Annotated in this window: 14 protein-coding genes; all 14 read right to left on the bottom strand. The window is 62.3% G+C overall.

Going from position 1 to position 21,488, the window contains the following annotated elements; translation table 11 throughout:
- Positions 1–77: 77 nt before the first annotated feature.
- Positions 78–1,910 (bottom strand): type VII secretion AAA-ATPase EccA, encoded by a 1,833-nt coding sequence (gene eccA / locus ACO07W_RS21850; RefSeq protein WP_421845646.1) that lies wholly within the window; start codon positions 1,908–1,910, stop codon positions 78–80.
- A complete protein-coding gene (eccE, locus tag ACO07W_RS21855) occupies positions 1,907–3,124 on the bottom strand; it encodes a type VII secretion protein EccE (protein WP_421845647.1) in 1,218 nt (405 codons plus the stop codon). Before eccE ends, eccA begins: the two co-directional genes overlap by 4 nt.
- Positions 3,121–4,902 carry a type VII secretion-associated serine protease mycosin gene (gene mycP, locus ACO07W_RS21860; protein WP_421846165.1) on the bottom strand — a complete coding sequence of 594 codons (1,782 nt, stop codon included), beginning with the start codon at positions 4,900–4,902 and terminating at the stop codon, positions 3,121–3,123. Before mycP ends, eccE begins: the two co-directional genes overlap by 4 nt.
- A complete protein-coding gene (eccD, locus tag ACO07W_RS21865) occupies positions 4,880–6,388 on the bottom strand; it encodes a type VII secretion integral membrane protein EccD (RefSeq protein WP_421845648.1) in 1,509 nt (502 codons plus the stop codon). The genes mycP and eccD overlap by 23 nt, the downstream gene beginning before the upstream one ends.
- 269 nt (positions 6,389–6,657) lie before the next feature.
- A complete protein-coding gene (locus ACO07W_RS21870) occupies positions 6,658–7,563 on the bottom strand; it encodes an ESX secretion-associated protein EspG (RefSeq protein ID WP_421845650.1) in 906 nt (301 codons plus the stop codon).
- 87 nt (positions 7,564–7,650) lie between these two features.
- Positions 7,651–7,935 (bottom strand): WXG100 family type VII secretion target, encoded by a 285-nt coding sequence (locus ACO07W_RS21875; RefSeq protein ID WP_421844534.1) that lies wholly within the window; start codon positions 7,933–7,935, stop codon positions 7,651–7,653.
- 62 nt (positions 7,936–7,997) lie between these two features.
- On the bottom strand, positions 7,998–8,294 hold the full coding sequence (locus tag ACO07W_RS21880; RefSeq protein ID WP_421845651.1) for a WXG100 family type VII secretion target: 297 nt from the start codon (positions 8,292–8,294) through the stop codon (positions 7,998–8,000).
- Positions 8,295–8,630: 336 nt separating this feature from the next.
- Positions 8,631–8,930, bottom strand: a complete 300-nt coding sequence (locus ACO07W_RS21885) for a type VII secretion system ESX-5 target PE19 (protein WP_421845653.1) — start codon at positions 8,928–8,930, stop codon at positions 8,631–8,633.
- A 234-nt stretch (positions 8,931–9,164) separates the two neighbouring features.
- Positions 9,165–10,370 (bottom strand): PPE family protein, encoded by a 1,206-nt coding sequence (locus ACO07W_RS21890; RefSeq protein WP_421845654.1) that lies wholly within the window; start codon positions 10,368–10,370, stop codon positions 9,165–9,167.
- A gap of 11 nt (positions 10,371–10,381) precedes the next feature.
- Positions 10,382–10,681 carry a PE family protein gene (locus ACO07W_RS21895; RefSeq protein ID WP_421845655.1) on the bottom strand — a complete coding sequence of 100 codons (300 nt, stop codon included), beginning with the start codon at positions 10,679–10,681 and terminating at the stop codon, positions 10,382–10,384.
- A 71-nt stretch (positions 10,682–10,752) separates the two neighbouring features.
- Positions 10,753–11,916 carry a PPE family protein gene (locus ACO07W_RS21900; protein ID WP_421845657.1) on the bottom strand — a complete coding sequence of 388 codons (1,164 nt, stop codon included), beginning with the start codon at positions 11,914–11,916 and terminating at the stop codon, positions 10,753–10,755.
- A 654-nt stretch (positions 11,917–12,570) separates the two neighbouring features.
- The gene (eccCa, locus tag ACO07W_RS21905) at positions 12,571–16,746 is read right to left on the bottom strand and encodes a type VII secretion protein EccCa (RefSeq protein WP_421845658.1); all 4,176 of its coding nucleotides are present in this window, start codon (positions 16,744–16,746) and stop codon (positions 12,571–12,573) included.
- The gene (gene eccB, locus ACO07W_RS21910) at positions 16,743–18,263 is read right to left on the bottom strand and encodes a type VII secretion protein EccB (RefSeq protein WP_421845659.1); all 1,521 of its coding nucleotides are present in this window, start codon (positions 18,261–18,263) and stop codon (positions 16,743–16,745) included. The genes eccCa and eccB overlap by 4 nt, the downstream gene beginning before the upstream one ends.
- 516 nt (positions 18,264–18,779) lie before the next feature.
- On the bottom strand, positions 18,780–21,467 hold the full coding sequence (locus ACO07W_RS21915; RefSeq protein WP_421845660.1) for a sugar epimerase family protein: 2,688 nt from the start codon (positions 21,465–21,467) through the stop codon (positions 18,780–18,782).
- Positions 21,468–21,488: the final 21 nt, after the last annotated feature.

Genomic DNA, 21,488 nt, shown 5'->3' on the forward strand with positions numbered 1-21,488 from the left:
TCGCACCCGGAGTGACCCGAGTCAAATTGGCGCGCGACCGGCGGGAGTCACCGGCGCGCTTGCAGCTCCGAGATCGCCTAGCTCGTCTTTTTCTCCGCTACCGCAGCACTTAGACCCGCGGCGAGGTCTTCACGAGTCAACTCTTTGAAGCGGCGCAGTTGAGTCGCGCTGAATTCGGCGAGATCGCTGGCCAGTACCGCGTCAAGGTCCTCGTCGTCGAGCCGGAAACTACGATGGTCGCGAGCCTTCTCCACGACATTGCGAACAAAACCGGCGTTGCCGAGCATATCGATACCGCGGATCAGGTCACCATCCTCGGAGTAGCTCTGCTCGGTATAAAACTTTGTATACGCGGGCAACAACACCTGCGCCTCTTCGTCGGTGACTACGTCTTCGTTCTCCTGCCCCATCAGACAGGTCAGCGCAATCAGCTCTTCCGGGGTGTAGCTGAAGAACTCAATCACCGTCGAAAAACGCCGCCGGAGACCCTGATTCACCTCGAGCATTTTTTCCATAGCTTTGGCATAGCCGGCCCCGAACACAACCAGCTCGTCACGATGGTTTTCCATGTACAGCAACAGCGTGTTGATGATGGCGTTACCGTACGGATCGCCCTGTGAGTAGCCGCGCTCGTGCAAGGTATGCATTTCATCAAAGAAGACCGCGCCACCCAGCGCACCTTCGAGCATTTCCTCGGTGTTCTTCTCCGCGTCAGCCATATAGCGGCCCAACACCTTGGTTCGGCTCGTCTCTACGACCAGCGGCTTGCGTAGTACGGTCAACCCGCACAGCTGCTTGGTGAAAGCTCGCGCTACGGACGTCTTCCCGGTGCCGGGCGGTCCGAGCAACAAGGTATGGCGGGACGTCACCGGCACGGGAAGCCCCATCTTGGCGCGAGCCAAATTGACCTTGGTCGTCGACTTGATGAGCTTGATTTCCTTCTTGGCCTGCTCCATGCCGAGCATCGCGTTGAGTTCGGCATCTCCCTCCGCCAAGTATTTCGACGCCATCTCGGCATGGCGCGCGGCCTCAGTCTGGGCACGCGTCGGTGCGCTGTCGGCATCCCATTTGTCCTTGCGGGCCTCAATTGTCTCCGGGTCAGTGACAACTAGTCGAAAGTCCGGATTGTCCAGCGCTTCGCGGGCCGGGGTGAACTTTGCATCCCGCGAGTAGACACGCCGCAGCAGTTCGAGGCCTTCCTCCTCGCGCCCAACGTGCCGCAGGCACATGCCTTGGGTATACAAGGCAACATTGGCCGCGCCCGGTATCCTGTCCCCTTCAATTGCTTCCTGCGCGCGCCGAAAAGCCTCCTCGAACACGCCTAATGACGCGAGCGCCGTGGTGGCCATCGCCGCGCCCGCGGCCTTCAGCTCCGGGTGACGCCACTGCGTCGCCTCTGGGAACTGGGCAAGCACATCCGGCCAGCGGCCGGTACGGAAGTAGAGCACGCCGCGCGCATAGCTAATCAGTTCAGCATCGAACGGATGGCGAGGATCGGTGGTATCGAGCAGTTCAGCCGCTTCCTCATAGCGCTTGGCCTCGGCCAGAACGACAGCGTATGCACAAGCCAGCGAATCCACACTGGTAACTGCAAGTCGCAGAAACAATCCGTCGGAGACCTCAGGACGAAACTGCAGGTCGGTCACACCGAGACGACGGATTTCCCAACCGAAGGTCCTTACCGCCGCCCACGCCCCAGCGAGCACCTCAATACTTTGGTCGCCGGCCAGCACCCGCGCCAGCCAGGCGTCGCACATTCCAGGATCACGCGTAGTAGCCGTGGTGAACATCTTCGTAGCCACCTGGGGGTTGTGGCTGGGCTGGAGTCCATTGACCGAGATACCTGACGCCAGCAACCCGGCGACCATCGCGTTGCGAGCATCTTCGGCAGCCGACTGTGCGCGGGTCATTGCCCTGCAGCTGCGCTCGTCGAACTATCACGCAGCTGGCTGACCGCCAACTCCAGCTCCTCATGGTCAACTAAATATCGGCTAGACACCACCAGGCGGGGGCGGGTCACCGGGGCCGGCAGACTGGCACGCACCGCGGCCAGCTGGCGGCCTGTAAGGCGGTTCAGGCCCGCCGACAACTCCTTGGGCAGACGGCTGTCGGTGTGATAGCGAACCCACGCCGACACCTTGGGCTCACCACCGTCGATGGTCAGCCGCATCGTGATCACGGTGGCCCCCACCTCAGGATTGTCCGCGAGCCACAAATTATCGAGCGTTTCTGAGGTGATCTCGGACGGGGTCACCCAAAAACTGGTGACATAGCCGTTGAAGTGTTTGAGATGACGCCAACCCGGACGGCTCCAAGTCGGCTCCAGATCGGCCAACACGGCGCTGTCCACCTCGGCGAGTTCGTCAGCAGTCAGTGGCCGAGCCGCGCAACTTTGCCCGTCCAGGTCCTGAGCCAGCCGCTCGGTAGCTGCGACCAATGTCGACGCCAACGATTCACGGGACGCCACCGCGGCGACATTGCGCTGCGGATCCATTCTGAGCACCAGCCACGTGCACCGCCGTGCCGCACCGAGCTGATCAGCTACGTGTTCTTCGGACCGCCAACCCTCCGGTCCCCACTCATCGAGCGCGGCCACCTCGGCATCGTTGACCCCGCCGCGCGCGAACACCGACACAATGTCGATAGCGTCAAGGTGGATGTCGAACTGACGCAGCCCGTCGGCCACTGCCGAAATCGGCATCATGGCCGGCACTGCCGCCCGGTGACGATGCCGCCCCGAACGATCTTCGGGCCCACCGTCCACCGCAATCACGGTGACCAACCGACCCTGGTCTTCGCGCACTCCCACTGTGTCGCGACCAAAACGACGGTGGTGATCGACAGCTGGCGTACACCCAGCCGCAAGAGCCGAACTAGGATCAGCCGACCAATCCCACACCCACCCGCCCACTGCGGACGCGAGAGGGATGCCTCGATACTTGACTAACGAGAGCAGCGTCACCACAACCGCAATCCCGACACCGACCCACCACGCCACACGATGATCGGCCTGCCAGGACTCAGGACAGTGACTGGCCACAACAAGGATGACCACGTCTATCAGAAAAACCGTGGTCAACCGAGACCACGACAACGCCAAACCAAACCTGTGTTGAGCCTTCATCGCTTCTTCCGCGATCGCCGCATTAATGTCGCCGTACCGAACACCGCGCCGCCTATCAACAATGCCCCAGTCAAACCTCCGGCAGCCACCCACACTGGCGCCATATTGCGCTCATCGGGCGGCGTCGGCAGTGCCAACGGAGCTGACAGCTGCTTCGGACGCTCGAGCGGGCCTTTGGGCACATGCCATGTAAGGGCTGCTACCGGGTCGATCACACCGTAACCCACCCGGTTGTCCACGCCGTGAGCAGGCGGCCGAGCCGTGCGGATCAACCGGTTGACGATCTGGTAGGCGGTCAAATCGGGAAACTGCGCACGAACGAGTGCGGCTACACCAGACACGATGGCGGCCGAAAAGCTGGTGCCAGCTGGAACCAGCAATGTGTTGTCCGGACCGTCGATGGCGTTGATCAGACCATCGTCACGGGGCGAAAGACCCATGACGTCGGTTCCTGGTGCAGCAATCTTCACCCATGGCCCGGCAATGCTCATTTTGGCGAGCGGCCGACCGCTGGTGTCCACCGCACCGACGGTGAGAACGTAATCGTCGAACCACGAAGGCGTCACGATTGTCGTTACAGCATTCCAGTCGCGGGGGTCATCGGGCGCCAGCGGATCAAAGATCGGGTTCTGTTTGCAGTCCTTCTTGCTGTTGTCTCCGGCCGCGGCCACGATGACCGCATCCTTTTCTACCGCCGCGTACTGGACTGCAGCCCCCAAAACCCGCTGGTCGATGGGATTGCGCACACTGATGCACGTCACGTCGGAAATGTTTATCACCGACGCACCCATATTTGCCGCGTGCACGATCGCTCGCGCCATTGTCTCGACATCGTCGATCTTTTTCTGCGTTTGCGGATCTTCGTCCCCCGTGTAGGGGTCTTTGAGACCAAACGCCTGACTCGACTGACGGATTGAGATCACCTCCGCCTCCGGCGCGATCCCACTGAAGGCGTCTGGCGGGGGTGCCGGCGCCGGGTCGCGCGGGTACGGCCCGCCCGGATTGTCGACAGCAACTATCTGTCCACCACCCGAGTAGCTCGGTATCGTCACCGTGCCGGTGCCGTGGTTCGCCGACGGTGCTCCCTGATTGGGAGCCGGCGGAGGTGGTGGCGGCGGAGGCGGTGGTGGTGGCGGCGGCGGCAACGGCGCCGGAGGCGGCGCACCTGGCGGGAGCGCCTCCGGTGGAGGGGGCGCTACTGTCACAGTCTGCGGTGGTACCGGTGACAGAGTCACCGTCTGCGGCGGCGGTGGCTTTTCCGTGGTAGGAACGGTGACCGGTCTGCGCGGCGCAGCGGGGACCGGCACCGCCCCGCTCGCCGGCACAGCAGCGATCATCGACGCCACGATGGTGCCATGAGCGTCACAATCCGCCAGACCATCACCATCGGGCATCACGTAGTCGCCGCCTGGGATCAGTCGCGGCAATCTGGGATGCGGAGTAACGCCTGTGTCGATGACCGCAACCTTCACCCCGGCGCCACGGCCGAATTGCCATGCCTCGGACATGTTCAACATGTCCATGTACTTCGGTTGCAACCGAAAGTCAGTGCCGGGCGACACCCCGACCTCGGTGCAGTAGGCGGTCTGCTTCATCGGAGCCGTCGGCCCGGGCGAATCATCGGGCGGCAACGCACCTGGGTCAATCGTTGGAGGCGAAATAGCATATGCCGGCGGCAACCCGGCTAACGCTCCTGAGGCCAGCAGCAGAGCAGCAACGGTCGCGGCGAACGGGCGACCGCCCCGCAACCTGCCGCTACCGGTACCGAATCGCTGAATAAACATTCATCAACCACAATGCCAGCGGGAAAATTGGCACGAGGCAGAGATACTCAAACAGTTCCACCAACTTACGGAACAGCGGACTGTAGACGGTATTCGGTACAACCGCGGCGGCTGTCATGCCCGCTGCCGGCAGCAGCACCAGAACTGCGGCGCCGATCGCCACCGCCCAAGGCGACGACAGCACCACCGCGTAGCGCACGACCACTGCGGCAACAATGATCACCGAAGTCGCAGCCAACGTAATCGCCTGCCAACGATCGACATATGACCGGCCGCGCAACATCAGGAAGCCCGACACAAACCCGCCGAGTATCAGCGGCAGTAAACGCCCGTCGCGGGGATCGCACAATCCGGTCATGCAGACCACCGTCACGATGCCAAGCCCCACCAGCAATCCGCTCAAGAACGACCGAGCACGTTCGGCTTGCAAGAGCACGTCACGCACCGACGCCGGCCCCTCCAGGGTCGGCGGACCACCACCGGAGACCACCACAGTGGTCGGCAGATCGGGCCTAGCCTCGAAAACCCAGCGGCTGGTAGCAGACGGGAACACCGGCAGCCGAATACCGGACAGCCGTCGGGACAGCGCCGGCGCTGAGTGGTAGCCCAATACACAGATCAACAGCAGAGTCGACATCAGAGTTACCGCACTGGTCGCCGCGACCATCCGCGAAAGCGCGGCAAAGGTTGCCAATGTGCAAATGGTGATAACTGTGGCGTAGATCCCGAGTCGGCGGCCGGTGAACCGGACTGCGAGCGTCGCGGCGACGGCAAGGACGCCGAAACCCAGCACCGCTTGCGGGGAACCCACTGGACCAGGCGGCAGTGCTGCCGCGGTCACCGTCAGCGGCACAAACGCACTCATCAGCATCGTGTCGGCGACCAAGCGATCAGCATCGGTCTTGGCGCGCATCAACAGCATCACAGCAAGTGTCAGCGTGAGCACCGCGACAACCGCCGCGTAGATCGTGGTCAACCAGGTGGCGTGGTGCCAACGCCACCACGCCAACATCCCCGATGCCAGAACCACGCCGGTTGCCACCATCGACGCCCCTACCTGGACGGCAACGATGGGATCGATCGCCGCAAAGCGCTTACTGAGGTCCGCCGAAACCGCGGTAGAGATGTGTTCGACGACCTGCGACCGATGTTCGGTGTCTGGGATGAATCGAATCCACAGCCGGTCGCCGTCGAAGACATCTTGCTCAGTCAGCGACTGGGTAAGGCGTAGCGGCGTGCCATCGACCAGGCATAACACCCACCTGCCGCGTCCAGTGGCCTCCAATGAAGTTTCGCCAAGCTCCCTGAGCCGGCTGTTTACCACTTTCAGCAGAGGCTCGGTCATCACCGAAACCGGCGCGTTGGCATCCAGCAGTACGCCAATCTGGACGCCCTTACCGGCCATGATGCCGATAACAACAGCCTGAGGTACGGCGACGCCCTCAATTTCAGTCTGTGGTGCGTCAGCTACTGCGGTCATCGTCCTGTTCCCCCTGCTATCGCAAACGTGCTACCCGGTAATTCCAGCCGTGCGGGGAATTCCGTCAGTGTACTCGCCGAGGCATCGTAGCCCCGCGGAAACTGCGACTCGAGTAACTCCGAATTCATTTGCCTCGCCTCGCGACGGTAGTTGTGTTGGACATAAAGTTTCAATCTTGCAGCCAATTCTAGAGGAAACTGCCGCATTAACCTCACGACAGCATCTTATAGTCAAAAACGTTGTGATATTTCGTTTTTCGTACCGAATTGTCAAACTCTGCTGTGCGTTTTCCATTCGCCGTACGGCAGCGTGTCCAAAACTGTCTTCACGCCTACTTGGACCAGCTGCGGGGTAGCCGGGCAGATCGCCAACCACGCTTCACCGGAGCCAGCCGTTCGCGCTTGCTGGTACAACGCGATCCGACCACCGGATCCATCCTTCAGGGACAACACCGAGGCACTGGGACCCTTGGCGTCGTCTCGGTACTGACGTGCGTACACCGCGACCTCAGCTGCGGGATCCGACAATGCCTGTCCAAGCGCAGCAACCGTAGAGGCGCTAATGCCCATGCGGCGCAGATCGCCGCCAGAGAATACGTTAAAGCCCGATTCCTGCCACGACTTTGTTGCCTCCAGCATCTCCTCAAGCGGGACGTTGACCGCGTTGATGGCTGCCGCGTCGGCGTGGTGAATCGACTCCAAGCCATCCATCACCAGCGAAGCAATTGAAGCAGTATCTGAAACTGTGACATCGTCGACAGTGATGTCATTCCCGACCCGAACCGCCGACACCCAGTGCGGCCCGCGACGAGCCAAAACCACCCGGAATTCGTTGTCAGGTATGTCGCGCGAACCCGGAGCCCGGTCTTCCTCCTCCTCAACAACGCCATACAACAGCTTGCCGCGGGAAAGCAGGGCGACGACCTCAAGGTCAGGCGCGGCCAGCACCCTCATCCGTGCCGCAACCTGTTCATTGACCTCGTCGTCGACGACGATGCCCTGCTCGCGCATCACCGCCATTCCCGGATGCTCGTTAAGCCAGTCATTGTTGTCGGTGGAGACGTACGGCCGGCACCTTAGCTCCGGCGCGACATGCCGGATATCCAGCAGCGCCTGAAGCATCCAGAAGCCGTCGACGTTGACGGTGATGTCGGTGCGGGTACTCTGTTGATCCATCCCTACCTCAGAGGTCGACGTGCGCGATGACCGACGACACAGCAGCACACCGGCTCGATGGTGTGCTGCTGCGCCGACCGTTCAGATTTAAGCCCAGCTGGAGCCGACGGCGCTGTCGGTGCTGGCCATGTTGTTGCCAGCGGACTGCACCTTGGCGCCGTGGGCGTTGGCCTGCTGGTAGATCATCTGGAAGTTGCGACCCAACTGCGTGATGAACTCCTGGCACGCCACCGAACCGGCCCCACCCCAGAAGTCCCCAGCAGCCAGCACATCACGAACAATGGCCTGGTGCTCGGCCTCCAGGGAGGCAGCCTGCGCACGGATCAAAGCACCGTGGGCATCCACGTCGCCGAACTGGTAATTAATGGTCATCGAATCTGTTCTCCTTCACTCATCAAAGCGATATGCGGCAACGGCGTCGACCGCGCCGAAAATTAGCTGCTAAGGATTTGCTGCGAAGACTGCTCTTGCTGCTCGTAGTGATTGGCGTCACGGTGCATACCGTCGCGCACCCCGTGCAGCATGTTGACGATGTTGCGGAATGCCGTGTTCATCTCACCCATGGTGTCCAGCGAGGTCGCCGAGGCCATACCGCTCCAGCCCGCACCAGCGATGTTCTGCGACGATGCCCACATCTTGCGAGCCTCGTCCTCGACCACCTGAGCGTGCATCTCAAACCGGCCTGCCATATCCCGCATCGCGTGCGGATCGGTCATAAAACGTGCAGTCACGTGAATGTCTCCTTAGATTATTTAGTAGAGATTGCCTGCTATCTGGATCATCTGCTGTTAAGGCACGGTGGCCTATTCGGCTACGCGCTGGCGCAGCCAGCGGCCGGAAACTAGCGATGGCCCCCTCTCTCTATCGTCAGAGCGCCCGCAGGGCGTTACTTCAGGTGCAATGAACGTCAAAATAAGCTCGCGGTGTCAGCGATGACGACGTGCCGGCGGCATCCTCGGGCACCATGGCGGCGAAGTCATCACAGCCAGCAGTAATTGACCGGAGCGACACTGCAGTAAAATTCACGTCCGCAACTAATTCGTCCCAAGCCCTAGTCGCCGGCCTGTTCAGCCCGCGGCAGCTGCGTTGGCCGCCTCAGTTGCCGCATACGAACCAGAACTGGTTGCCAGCGTGTTAACGAACATCTCGTGAATCGCCGCGGCCTGCGCACTGACCGCCTGGTACATCTGCGCATGCGCGGCGAACTGAGCCGCCGTCAGCGCCGAAACCTCATCGGCAGCCGCTGGCACCACCCCCGTGGTCGGGGCCGCCGCAGCCGCATTCTGGGCATTCATCGTCGACCCGATACCTTGCAGGTTACCGGCCGCCGCCGCCAAGGCCTCCGGCTGCGTCGTCACGAACGACATGCTGTTCTCCTCCCTAAAATTCTTCCCAGCAACCGCTCTCCGCAAAAGAGTAGATGACTGTGTCCTGGCAGGTCACCTTCACCGCCACCTGTTAGCAAGAGTTCACGAAAGGGCACGGCGAATTCACCTTTGGTAACCCAACAGTAACAGCGTTTAGCCTGGCTGAGGACCCCATTGAGCCAGCGTGCACCAAGAGCATCGATGAGTCACCGAGTCGAGCAAGCGCTCCGGCGGCTAGCCCGCGAACGGTGGGCGCGCCATCACCGTGGGCCGGACTCCGTATCGGGGGCCAGCACCACCTGCGCCAGTACCGATACCAGCTAGCGGCAGGCCACCGAGCAGATTGCTCTCCGCGGCATCCGGGACAGCGCTAACGGTGTTGATGGGTAGCGGAGCGGCCCCGGAAGCGATCTCCGGCAACGACGCATTCCACATCGGCGGCACCGACAACCTCCCCACCGAAGCCGCGCTTCCCAAACCAGCTGCCACGGGCGCACCACCCAACCCGGCCAGACCCCCCAAACCGCCCAAGCCAGCCGCGCCGCCAGCGGCGCCGGCGACCGCGGCAGCTGGTGCCGAGCCAATAACTCCCAAGGTTTTGGCGGTTTGAACGAAGTTGTTCGCCATACCAACGCTGAAGTAGGGCAGACCCTCAGTGTTGTAAAAGAAGCTCGCGTAGGGCTGAAGGTCGGTAAGCAGCTCGGGAATCGAGCTAGGGAAATTTGGCTTTCCGAACAAGATCTCCGCCAGCCACGACAACGGTCCATTGTTGGACTGTGAGCTCAAGGGCGTCACCAGGTTGCGCAACGCGGTGGGTATCGACGAAATCATCTGTGACAGCTTCGACTGGGCCGTGCCCGCCGAGGTGGCAGTCGCGCGGGCTACCGCCGCTCCCTGAGTAGTCCCGGCAGTCGGGCTGGTGGTCTGCGGCGGCTCGGAGAACGGCGTGATCGCGGAGGCAGTCGCCGACGTGGCCGCGTAGTTATACATGGCCGCTGAATCTTGAGCCCACATCTCGCCATACTCGGCTTCGGTGGCCGCAATCGCAGAAGTGTTCTGCCCCATAACATTGCTCTGGGTCAGCGACGCCAACTGCGCCCGGTTGGCCGCGACCAGTGGCGGCGGAACCACCGCGGCGAACGCTGTTTCGTAGGCCGCGGCAGCCGCTCTGGCCTGAATCGCAGCCTGCTCGGCTTGTGCAGCCGTAGCACTCATCCAGGCCACGTACGGAGCGATCGCTTCGGCCATCATCCCGGACGCCGGACCCATCCATTGTTCGCTGCTCAACTGGCCAATCACGGTGTCGTAACCGGTCGCCGTCGAATTCAGCTCCGCGGCCAGGCCATTCCAAGCTGACGCCGCGGCCACCATTGATGCCGATCCCGGACCCGAATACATTCGCGCCGAATTAACTTCTGGTGGTAATGCGCCAAAGTCCATCGCAGCACTCCTTAACCGGCCGCGGCTGCGTTGGCCGCCTCGGTAGCCGCATACGACCCCGAACTCACGCTCAAAGTCTTGACGAACATCTCGTGAATTGCCGCGGCCTGGGCGCTCACGGCTTGATACATCTGTGCGTGCGCTGCGAACTGAGCCGCCGTCAGCGCTGAAACCTCATCGGCAGCCGCTGGCACTACCCCCGTGGTCGGGGCCTCCGCGGCCGCGTTCTGCGAGTTCAAAGCCGAACCGATCGCCTGCAAACTGCCAGCCGCCGCCGCCAGCGCTTCTGGTTGCGTGGTCACATACGACATCTGATCTCCTCCTCAATAAACTCTGGGCTCAACAATGTGCCGATTGGCAGCCGTTGCGCGGGTTCACGGCGTCATCCGGCCGACGGTGGACGGGCCACTACGCTGTGGCGGAACCCGTATTTATGTGTAAATGCCGTGGTGCGCCGACCCGCCCCTGCGCTAGCCGGAATTCCGTGCAGCAGGCTTGCCGTCGACTTCGACGAAGCGGTGGTGAAATGAGCCCCCATCGTCGCGTCGGCAGCCGGTTTTGCGGCCGCCGACGATGCCGCCCAACTCGGCGGCACCGACAACAGCCCGACCTTGGTAGCCGAAGCCAGAGTCGCCCCAACCTGCCCACCACCCAAGCCGGCGAACAGCGGGGTCGCATACCAGGCTCCGCCGGAGCCGGCCGTGGTTCCGACACCGAACGTCAACTGCTGCGATATCGAGGCAAAGAACTGCGTCATACCCAGCGCAAAGTACGAAAGACCCAACAAACGAACTATCGCCGTCCGTTGGTCCGGGGTGATCGAACCCAGCAGCCGCACAATCCACCAGTCGCTAGGGTTTGGCCAGCTGAACGAAGCAAACGACATGTGCCTCAGCGCATTAGCCATCACCGGAACGGGTATCAACCCTAATTCCGACGAGCACACCGTACGTTCGCTAGCACCCGCCGACACAGCACCGGCTTTGGCCACCGCCACAGCTTGGGCAGCCAATCCACCCGAACGAGTGGCCGATGTCGGCTCGGTAAACGGAATCAACCGCGAAGCAGTCGCCGATGATCCCGCGTAGCCGTACATCGCCGCGACATCTTGGGCCCACATATCGGCGTAACTCATCTCGGTGGCGGCAATCGCCGCAGTGTTCTGACCGAAGAAGTTGGTGGCGATCAATGTCGCTAACAAAACCCGGTTGGCCGCGACCTCCGCGGGCGGCACGGTCATTACGAACGCTGCCTCAAAGGCCGCCGCCGCCGCGCGAGCCTGATTGGCGGCCTGCTCGGCCAACAATGCCGTCGAACTCAACCAGGTCACATGCGGCGCAGCCGACGCCAGCATCGCCATTGACGCCGGACCTGCCCATGCCGATCCGGTGAGCACGGAGACCACCGACTCGTAACCACTTGCCGCCCAGGATAATTCAGCCGACAACTCGTCCCAAGCCGCAGCAGCGGCCAGCATCGGCCCCGATCCCGGACCGGTATACATCCGCGCCGAATTGACTTCCGGCGGCAATGTCCCGAAATCCAACACCACTCCTCAGCGGACTGCAATCGCGTTGGCGAACTCGGTTGCGGGATGGGCATCGTCTGCGACCGGCGCAGCCGTCTCAGACGAAGCCAGCTTCTAGGGCAGCACCTTTGCTGCGAATTCAGGCACTTCGGCGGCCCTTTGCGAGCGGACCAGTTGATAGGTTGCGTGCCCTCTGCGGCGCACCGAGAGCGGCATCACCTACGCCACAATCCCACCGCTTCGCTGCTAGACGCGTAGTCATCACTGAAATACGTTCTCAGCGCGAAGGAACCGGGACCTTATCATGATGAATCTGTAGCTGCATCGCTTGGAAGCCGTTGCATAGAAAACACATTAGATTGCAACCGCCGCATCCACCAAACCACGTACCAAGTCTTCATTTAGTGCGGCTAATTAGATGATTTCCGTTCATTTTTCGTTCACTTTGCGGTTCGTCACCAGCGCCAACGCAACCCCGCTGACACAGCCGGCAGCCGGATTCAACGGTCCGCTTGAACAGCAGGTTCCATAACGGGAGCGGACGACGGCACCGCCGCGAATAAAAGCGCAGTCAGAGAAAATGCGCGTTCAAGGAATCTTCGAATCTCATGAACGAAGAATCAGTTCGCGTGAAAATCCTTCACACTCAAAAAATCGTCGGTGCAGCGCGGGCTAACGGCGCAACTCAGTCGCTGCCACCTGCACGAACACGCCGGTGTCTTCAGCCATCAGCAAGCCCCGACCGCGCGGCAGCGGACCGCCCTTCATCTTGCCCCGAATGAAGCCCTCATCGGGATCGGCGTCCATTACCAGCAACGGAGCATTTGCCTGGTGCAGTGCCCGCAACACCGGGTCACTGCCGGCAGAGGACCAGCCGCCGAACGTGCGCGTAACAATCACGTGCAGCCCAACGTCTGCTGCCCTAGTGACCCAGGGCGCAGCCTTCTGCAGGGGCGAATCGAATCCCGGCGGCAGCTGCTGAATGTCGTCGACGATCAAGAAGATCTCCGGACCACTCCACCACGACCGTGCCAGCAGCTCCTCCGCGGATAAACCGGGTGGCGGCTCGCGGCCAGCCAAAACCGCTGCCAGTTCCCCCATCATCGCGGAGACGCCATCAAGGTTGTAGGCGAATTTCTCTACATAGTCAGAGCCCAGCGTGGTCAACAGCTGACGACGCGGGTCAACCAACCAAACCTGCGCCGAAGGCCCTGAGGCGGCAGGCATAGTACTTGCGCCAGGCGCGTAAACCCGACCGATCTCGGACATGATCGTCGCCAGCGTTGTGGTGCGTCCGCATTCGCGCCTGCCCGTCACCATCAAGTGCCCGTTCTCACCGAAGTTGAGGTAGACCGGCTGCAAATCCAATTCCGATATCGCCCAGCAGATTCCGCCGGCGCCAACCCCCTGGCGCGTATCCCGGGCGGCCAACTCCCGTACTTGTTGCACATCGAATCGCGCCGGCAACCGCCGCACGGGGGGCGCCTCGGCGGTAGTGAGGCGGCCGACAGCCGCGGCGACACTGTCGCACTCGAAGACATTGTCAGCTGTACTGGCCAGCGCTGGCCGAGCCACCAAGGTGTGCAGGCCAGACTGTGGATCGGCATCGAGTCGAACGTAGTTGACCGCAACCATGCCGCGTCCCGGCTTAACCGGAACATCCTTGGCGAACCGGGAGCGCACCAGCTTGGCGTCTTCCACCGCCGCCAACCGCAGCTCGACCCGGGAACCGAAACCGCTGCGCACCGGCGGTCGCAGCTCCGATTCGCGATCGGCGGTGACCACCACGTGCACACCGAACGATGGGCCCTGGTTGATGATCACGTTGACCTGCTCGATCAGCACCTCGTTTTCCTCGGCCAGTGCCCGGTAGTTGTCGACTACCAGGTAGACATCGCCGAATCCGTCGTTGGGTACCGGGCCGTCCTCACCGCCAAACTTGCGACGCCGGAACATTTCCATCGACGCGATTCCACACTCGAGGAAGCTTCGTTTGCGCTCACGCACCAGGGCCAGCAATTCGGCCACCGTGCGGCGCACACCGTAAGGATCGGTGGGTCCTGCAACTTCACCCACGTGAGGCAATCGAGCCACCGTCGTCAACGCGGTGCTGCTGTAGGCCAGGCAATAGAACTGAATCTGTTCGGGAGTGTGGGTCAACGCGGCCGAGCAGATCAGTGTCTGCAGAGCCGTGGTCTTGCCCGAGCCGCCAGCACCCAGAATCAGCACGTTCGCGCCGGGCCCAGAAGTGTCCACAGTCCACGGCGGCTGGTCATGCTTGTACGGGCGATCGATCAGACCGATCGGAAACACCAAATTCTGCGCGGATCCGTAGTCCTTTTGCCACTGCCGGCCAAGGAAGCGGTTGACCATCTCATCGATGGCCACAGGCACAGTTAACGGCGGATGCCATAGCCGGTACGGCTCGAACTTGATCCTGCGCAGCTGATCGATGATCACTGTCCCGACCTTCGGCGTCCTGACCGCGTCATCCTCGTCATCCTCGTCACCCGGATCGATCGCGGGTTCCTCGGACTGCATCAACTCGCCATTCGAATAGGCAACCACCTCGTCGATCTCAGGTCCGCCCACACTGAACTCGAGAGGGGTGAACGAGTTGGTGAACAACTGCGGGCGAATGTAATCGATGCTGTGCACCAGCGCTGGCTGTTCTTCACCGTCGATGGTGATGCCACGGAAGTAGTCCCGCCACAGGAATTCGGCCTGGAACCGGATGACGTCCTCAAGACTCTTCCGGAAGTAGCCCAACCCGGCCTGGGCAGGAAGGTTGACCGCGTTTGGCACGCCAGCCGCCTGCGCCGCCCCGGCGGTGCGGGCTTTCAGCACCAAGCGGTAGCCCATGTTCTCCATGAGCTTTTCAGCTCGGCTCTCGATGGTTTGCGAAGCCATCATTAGGTGGATCCAGTAGGCGCGGCCCTGCCGACCGATTGAGTCGAGCACATCGACCGCCGTTGGCATGATGCGGAACCATTCGTAGAACTCGTCAATGACCACGACGAGCATCGGCAGCGGTGGCATATCCTGCCCACGCGCCCTCATCCTTGTCCGTACCGCGTTGTACTCTTTGGCGTCGTCGACACCGGCGTTGTCGCACACCGCTTTACGACGTGCAATCTCGCCCCACAGCGCGTCCAAAAAGCGTTCCATCAACGCCTGGTCTTCTTCGAGGTCTGTGATGATCCGCGACACGTGCGGTACCCCGGCGAAGGGCTTGACCGCCGAACCACCCTTGAGGTCGGCGAGAACAAACTGCAGCTCTTCCGGCGGATGACCGAGCATCAGCGATTCGATCACGGTTCGCACCAGCGTGGACTTACCAGAACCTGTTGTTCCGGACATCACGCCGTGCGGGCCGTCGCCGCCTTCGTCCAGCGACTTCATGTCCAAGAACAGCAGCTCACCGTTGTCAGACCGGTTGCCGAACGGCACCCGCAGTCGCGAACGACCCATCGAGTCACTGCGGCCGCTCCACAGAGCCTCGAAGTCGATCGCCGAGGGATCGTCAATACCGTAGTAGGCCATGATGTCTCGGGCACCGATGTGGGTTACCCGTTGGCCGATTTCTTCGTACGCCTCGGCAAGCCGCCACTGCGCCAGCTTCTGTGCGAACTCTTCTGCTTCGTCTCTGCTGACCTGGTCGGTGAGCGCAAAGAACCACGGCTTCTCGTCAATCACCATCCACGTATCGCGGTCCCGGGGCAGCGCGTCAATCACGCCCGTCTCATCAAACTGCAGCAGGCGGTCTGGGACATCGGTCCACATCGACGATCCGGTCAGATCGAAGAAGGTCACGCCGTCGACGCCTTCGGAACTGATCACGTACTCCCATTGCGGATCTTCGACATCGGCAATAATCACGTGATGAGGCGTCGGTGTCTGCGCCGAAGAACTGGCATGCCGAGGCGTGAATGACCCGCGACCGGCAAACAGTTCTGCTTGCTCAGCGGCAAACTCGCGGACCGAGCTGTAAACCATCCGCGCGTTGCCTGCCGCATCGTGGCGCCGCGAATCACCGAAATGCGGAAGCCACTTCACCCATTCCCATTCCTCCAAATCGGAACTAACCACGACCATCTGCACATGGTCGGGGCCATGGGAGAACGTCAGCTGGCAGATGATCGCCCGCATCAAACCCAATGCTTGCTCACGGCTCCCCGCAAGGGCGTACCACGGCTCAACCAGCAGCGAAATCATCTTCGGCAAGTTGTATACGACGCTTTGGTAGCGCCCGAATTCCTGAAGCGCCTTGCCGGTCACCGGCTCCAGTTCGATATCAGTCGGCATATTCTGGGGCTCACCCCAGGTAACCTCAGGACGAGTCATTCCTACGCCGACCCGGACTACCCCGAAGTTGAGGTCCTTGCCATCAGGCTTCCGCTCCCACATCCGCTGTGATCCCACGGCTGCCGGCAGTGTCGCCGGCGCCGGATGGAACCACCGGTAGTTGGCGTCCATGCTGTCCGCCGACTCCTGCGCCGTCTCACGCAGCATGTCCAGCATCAACATGAACTGCGCGCGCATCGCGTCCAATTTCGGCCGGCTCATCTGCTGCTGGCCGCCGCCCATCCCGCGGAACATCATCATCATGATTCCGCCCATCATGAAGATCGGGAATATCGAGCCGACACCCCCGAACACATGTGAGCCGCTGGCGAAGGTCATCGCGATCATGCCGCCCAGCAGGCCGATCACCACGACGCCGACCACGATCAGCCACCACGGCTTACCCTCCGGCGGGGGGATACTCAACGGCGTCGGCAGAACAATGTTCTCCGGCTTGATTACCGGGGCTTTCTCTGGTGTCGGCCGTGCAAAACCACGTTTCACTTCGGTACCACCAACTCTGAAGGGGTCATATCCATAGGAAGGGTGTCGTGCTCTACTAATGCATCCGCTCGGGAAAGCGTTGGGCCCTGCGGCAGCAACCGCAGCGCCACCCACGGGGCCAGACTCGGCGACATCGTCAAACCAAGTGCTTCGCGCGCTTCCCTGGTGTCGTCAACACCGAACCGCGCGCCCGCATCTGTAAGCCACCACAGCGACTCGGTGGTCTGGGCCGCCGGATGGTTGCCGGTGACGGCCACGAAATTCGCGTAATCGGGACCGAAAAGAACCTGGTCCGCTTGGCGACCGGAGAGATCGGCCTTGACCAGCTCGACCACCTTGTTGAGGTCGCCCGGCGCGACCGGAAGGGTCGGCCCGGAGACCACCTGGACACGGGAGCGACTTTCGCCACCGGTGCGTTCCCACCACCAGCAGGTCGACGGATTCTCGCGAATGTCCACCACGTTCAGCGGGGCATCTGGATACGCCGAAAGATCCAGCCTGTTGACCACGGGCATCTTCGCCAACATGTAGGGCTCCACGGTCACCGGCTTGACGTTGCCCGAACTGCCAGCGTTCTGCATGATCTGGGCCACCAACGGCGACATTGTTTGCACTCCATCGAGCAAAACCAGCGAATACTGTTGCGGCCCACTGATCTGTGGCGTGACGATCACAGTGCCGACGGGGCCGGGCGCTCCCGGAAACTTCGCCTTTTCCCCTGCGTTTGGCACCTCTGGCACCAGCAATTCGGGGCCGACCGGCAGCGCGTCAAAGAGGGCATGGCTCATCGGCCGCGCCTGGCTGACCTGTTCCGGAGTCAACCCGAGCGGCAACAGCACCGCTCTGTCCGTCGCATCAATCTTTGACCGACGTCCGTCCCGGATGACCCAAGCACTCCCGGCGTGGCTCAACACCACCGCATCCGACCCGTCCAATATTCGCCGATGAGCGGTGAGATCGGGTTTGCCGTCGATCACCGTCACCGTCACTCCTTGCGGGGAACCGACGCCCGACGACGTTGCCACGGTGTCGCACACCAGCCACGAAGACGCCGACGGGCTCGTTGGAGAAAATTCTGTCGGCGCACCCGGGATTCCCACCAGCGGACCGTGCGGGAGCTCCCGGATCTTGCTTGCCTTCACTTTGTGCGGATTGTCCGACCGACCGGTGATCAGCCGCGCCGACGCCAGATTCAAAGCCGGGTAGAGCGTGTCGCCCACCCGAACATAGAGCGCCCCGGAGTCGCGGTCGGCAATGATCGGCGACTCCCCTATCTGGCCGGCCGGGCTGATAAAGGAATACAGCAGGGCCCCGAGGCAGATCACCAACGCCGCGGACACCGATGCCACCACCGCCAACGTCTGACGCCGGCCCGGCTCAACCTCCATTCGGACGCGCCAGCGAGTCAACGCCATCGCCGTTCGACGAGCAAGGAACTGGTAGCCGGTTACCTGGGTCCGCGTCGACAACCCGAGGCCGTAACCCGACCCCCGCTGTCCGCGGCTCTCGTTCGCCACGTTAGTTCACCATCCGGTCTGTCAAAGCGCCTGGGTATCGGTCTGGATATTTGACAATGCGCAAGTCACGTCGATAACCGTAAGGCACCCGCACGGACCGCGCCACGTGGCGCCGACCCACCGAATCCCCCCGAGTATTCGTCATGTCTGCAACAAACATCGTAGCTGTGAACAGCCAAGTCGGCTCAGTGAACCCTCAGATCGCTCGACAATCCCCGGAGTCGTCCAGCAGAAACCGGGCGCGAGATGGGCAATAGACTGCGCTGGCGCCTTCGCCGGTCGAACTTGCCGAGCGATTCAGCATCGCCACCGAGTACCCGGATTTGGCCACCGAGATGTCGCCAATATTCACCGGTAAACGCGCGGATCACCGTCGATTTCGCCGCTGGCCGCAGTAGCAGCTCGATGGTCGGCTTGCCATGGTCCAGTCGCGGGGCGATGCGGGTCGGTCACGTCAGTCATCATCGGTGATCTCGCCGTCGGCGTGCTCCAGATGGGCCGACGCGTAAGAGCGCGCTATACATCCCATCGTCGGTCGACAACCGGTGGTGGCGGACCGTCTTCGGGCGCCAGTTCGAGCACCTGGATCTCACCGGTCGTCCCGTCGACTTCAATTAGCGCTCCTGGGGGCAGACACTGTGTGGCCCCCGCTACGTCAACTACGCAGGGGAACCCGAATTCACGCGCCACCACGGCGGCATGCGACATCGGGCCGCCTAGCTCGGTTACTACCGCTGCCGCGTAGCAGAAGGCAGCGGTATAGCCCACATCGGTGACCTCCGCGACAAGGATCTCGCCAGGCTGGAGGTCATCGATGGTCTCCGGATGGACGATCCGGACCCGGCCCCGGACCCGACCACCGCAGACTCCGACCCCGCGCATAGTGTCCCCATCGGCGAGGACCGATGGCGATAGCGTCGTCGGCTGCCAACTCCCACTGAAGACAGTGGGCGGTACCACCCCAGCAAGCCGGTGCTGTTCAGCTCGGCGCCGAGCCACCACCGCCGAAACGTCGGCTGGCAGTGCGTCAAGTTCGTCGACCAACAGGTAGAACACGTCGTCGGCAACAGCGAAAACGCCGGCGTCGGTGAGCCGGCGCCCGTACTCCCTCAGCAGACCGCGCAGCACCCAGATGGCACGCACCATCTTGTCGCGGCGGACTTCGCGGTCCCGGAGTTGGCGCGCGGCCAGCCGCGCCACCGGTCTGGGTCGCAATGGGATAGCTGAATGGCTGGGCTCGGACGCCCCGGGCGGCGGCAGCGTAGTCAACGCTTTGGTAACCATCCGCACCAGCAGCTCGGGATCGTCAGCGTAACTGGTTGCCAGCATCTCGACCTCCGCTGGACCACGGTGACCGATCAACGCCAGCTCATCGAAGACCGCGGCATGAAACTCCGGCGCCTCGACAGCCAGCTTGTCAAGGCGCTCACCGGGTTCAGCCAGCACACGGGTCACTCTATGGTCGCTCCGGGCAGCTTCCACCAGCCGCTGCACCGCTTCTACCGACCGCGCACTGACCAATTCCGGCCCAGCCGCTGGAGAAGTATCTCGTCCGCTCAGGCCGCGCAACAAGACATTGAACGCAGCGCACAACATGAACGATCCGGATGCCAGCAACCAGCCATGCACAACGTGGTCGCGGGCCAACAAGATCAGGCTGAGCAGGCGACGACTTTCCAGGGCCGTGACATCTTCGCCGGCCAGTTTTTCCAGACGATCGACATCAGCCATGAAGTCTTGGGTGTCGCGTGGCGAGCCGGCGGACAGACCCAACAGATTGATCCCGAATACGCCGATGTTGCGCACAGTGCGCAGGTGCCTGCGGACGCGGTTGGTTTCCGACGGCGGTCGCTCCTCCCCGAAGATAGGGAGCGAGGCCATGCTGGGGCCGAAAAAACCGCTGTTGCTGACAATCGTCGCGGGCTTGGCGAAGGGAACAGTTTCGGCCATGAAATGTGCCGAAGTAATTGCCCCATACAGTCGGTGGGCGAAAACCGCAACGGTGCGCATCGCGATCTCGCGCTGGATCACTCCGCCGGGTCTGAGCCGGTCGGCAATCCCCACGCCGCCGGCGCGCAGACCGCGCACCGTCACCGAGGCCGACGACGGCGAAAAGGGCCCGGGCAGCGCCTCCGACAAATTGGTGGCCAAAAAGGTCGGAAATCGGGGGTCGATAGGGGTATCGAACTCACCATTGACGCCTTCTGGTCCGGCCAGCCTGGGACTCACGCCGTCCTCGGCCGGGCTGTCGACGGCAGGAAGATCCTGAATGGAGGCCAGCCGCCACGGCAGTACAAGCATGCGCTTGCCCAATGAGACGCGGCCGCGCACCGCCAGTGTGAGATCTTCGACGCATTCGTCGGCGTTCCACGCCGAGCGGAATCCCCACTCGTCGCGAAGCAGCGTGGTATCCATCACCGCAGTCCTCGATAGCAACTCGAACTTGGCGAACGAGGCCAAACGACGGCCAACGCCAGCCAGCCCGCAGCCCACCGGCACAATCGGCCGCCTGAGTGCAGCGGCGATCTGGCGAAGCGACGACGTGCCTGGGGCAGCGAGATTGACCGGACCAGTGCCAATTCCGGGATCCACGACCGCACGGACAAACAACCGCAACGCGTCGTCGGTATGGACGACTTGCACGAGACGATCTGCTGCGCCATCAATGTCGGGAAACACTGGTAACGCCAGCAGCCGGAGCAATGCGTCGTCGACGCTTCGCCCAACGATGCGCGCAAGGCGAATCGCGACCCAATGCGCGCAGGATTCCGCCAGCATCGCCTCAACCCGAGCTTTGTACTTGCCGTCGGTAGATACCGGCGTCATCTGGGCACTCTCAGTCGCCAGCGCCTCACCCGACGCGCCATATACCTGCGCCGAAGAAGCAAATACAAGGCGTCGGGTTGCCGTGTCGGCAATCGCCTCTAAGACATTGCGCGTGCCTTCGACATTCACCTGCTGGCTGGTCCGGTGGTCCGCACCGGGGCTGTTGACCCATGCACAGTGTGCGACCACATCCGCACCGGCAACCGCACGCCTGACCGAGGCTGCGTCCCGGATGTCGGCGGCGATGAAGTGCGCTTTGCTAGACCAGCTTTCGGGTCGACGCCGAGCAATGCCAGTGACGTCATGCCCCCCGCTGACCAATCGCGAAACCAGGCCACGGCCAAGCACGCCGCTAGCCCCGGTAACCGCGATCTTCACTGATTAACCTCGCTGCCGCTC

The sequence above is a fragment of the Mycobacterium sp. genome, from assembly GCF_965230835.1.
Classification (GTDB): Bacteria; Actinomycetota; Actinomycetes; order Mycobacteriales; family Mycobacteriaceae; genus Mycobacterium.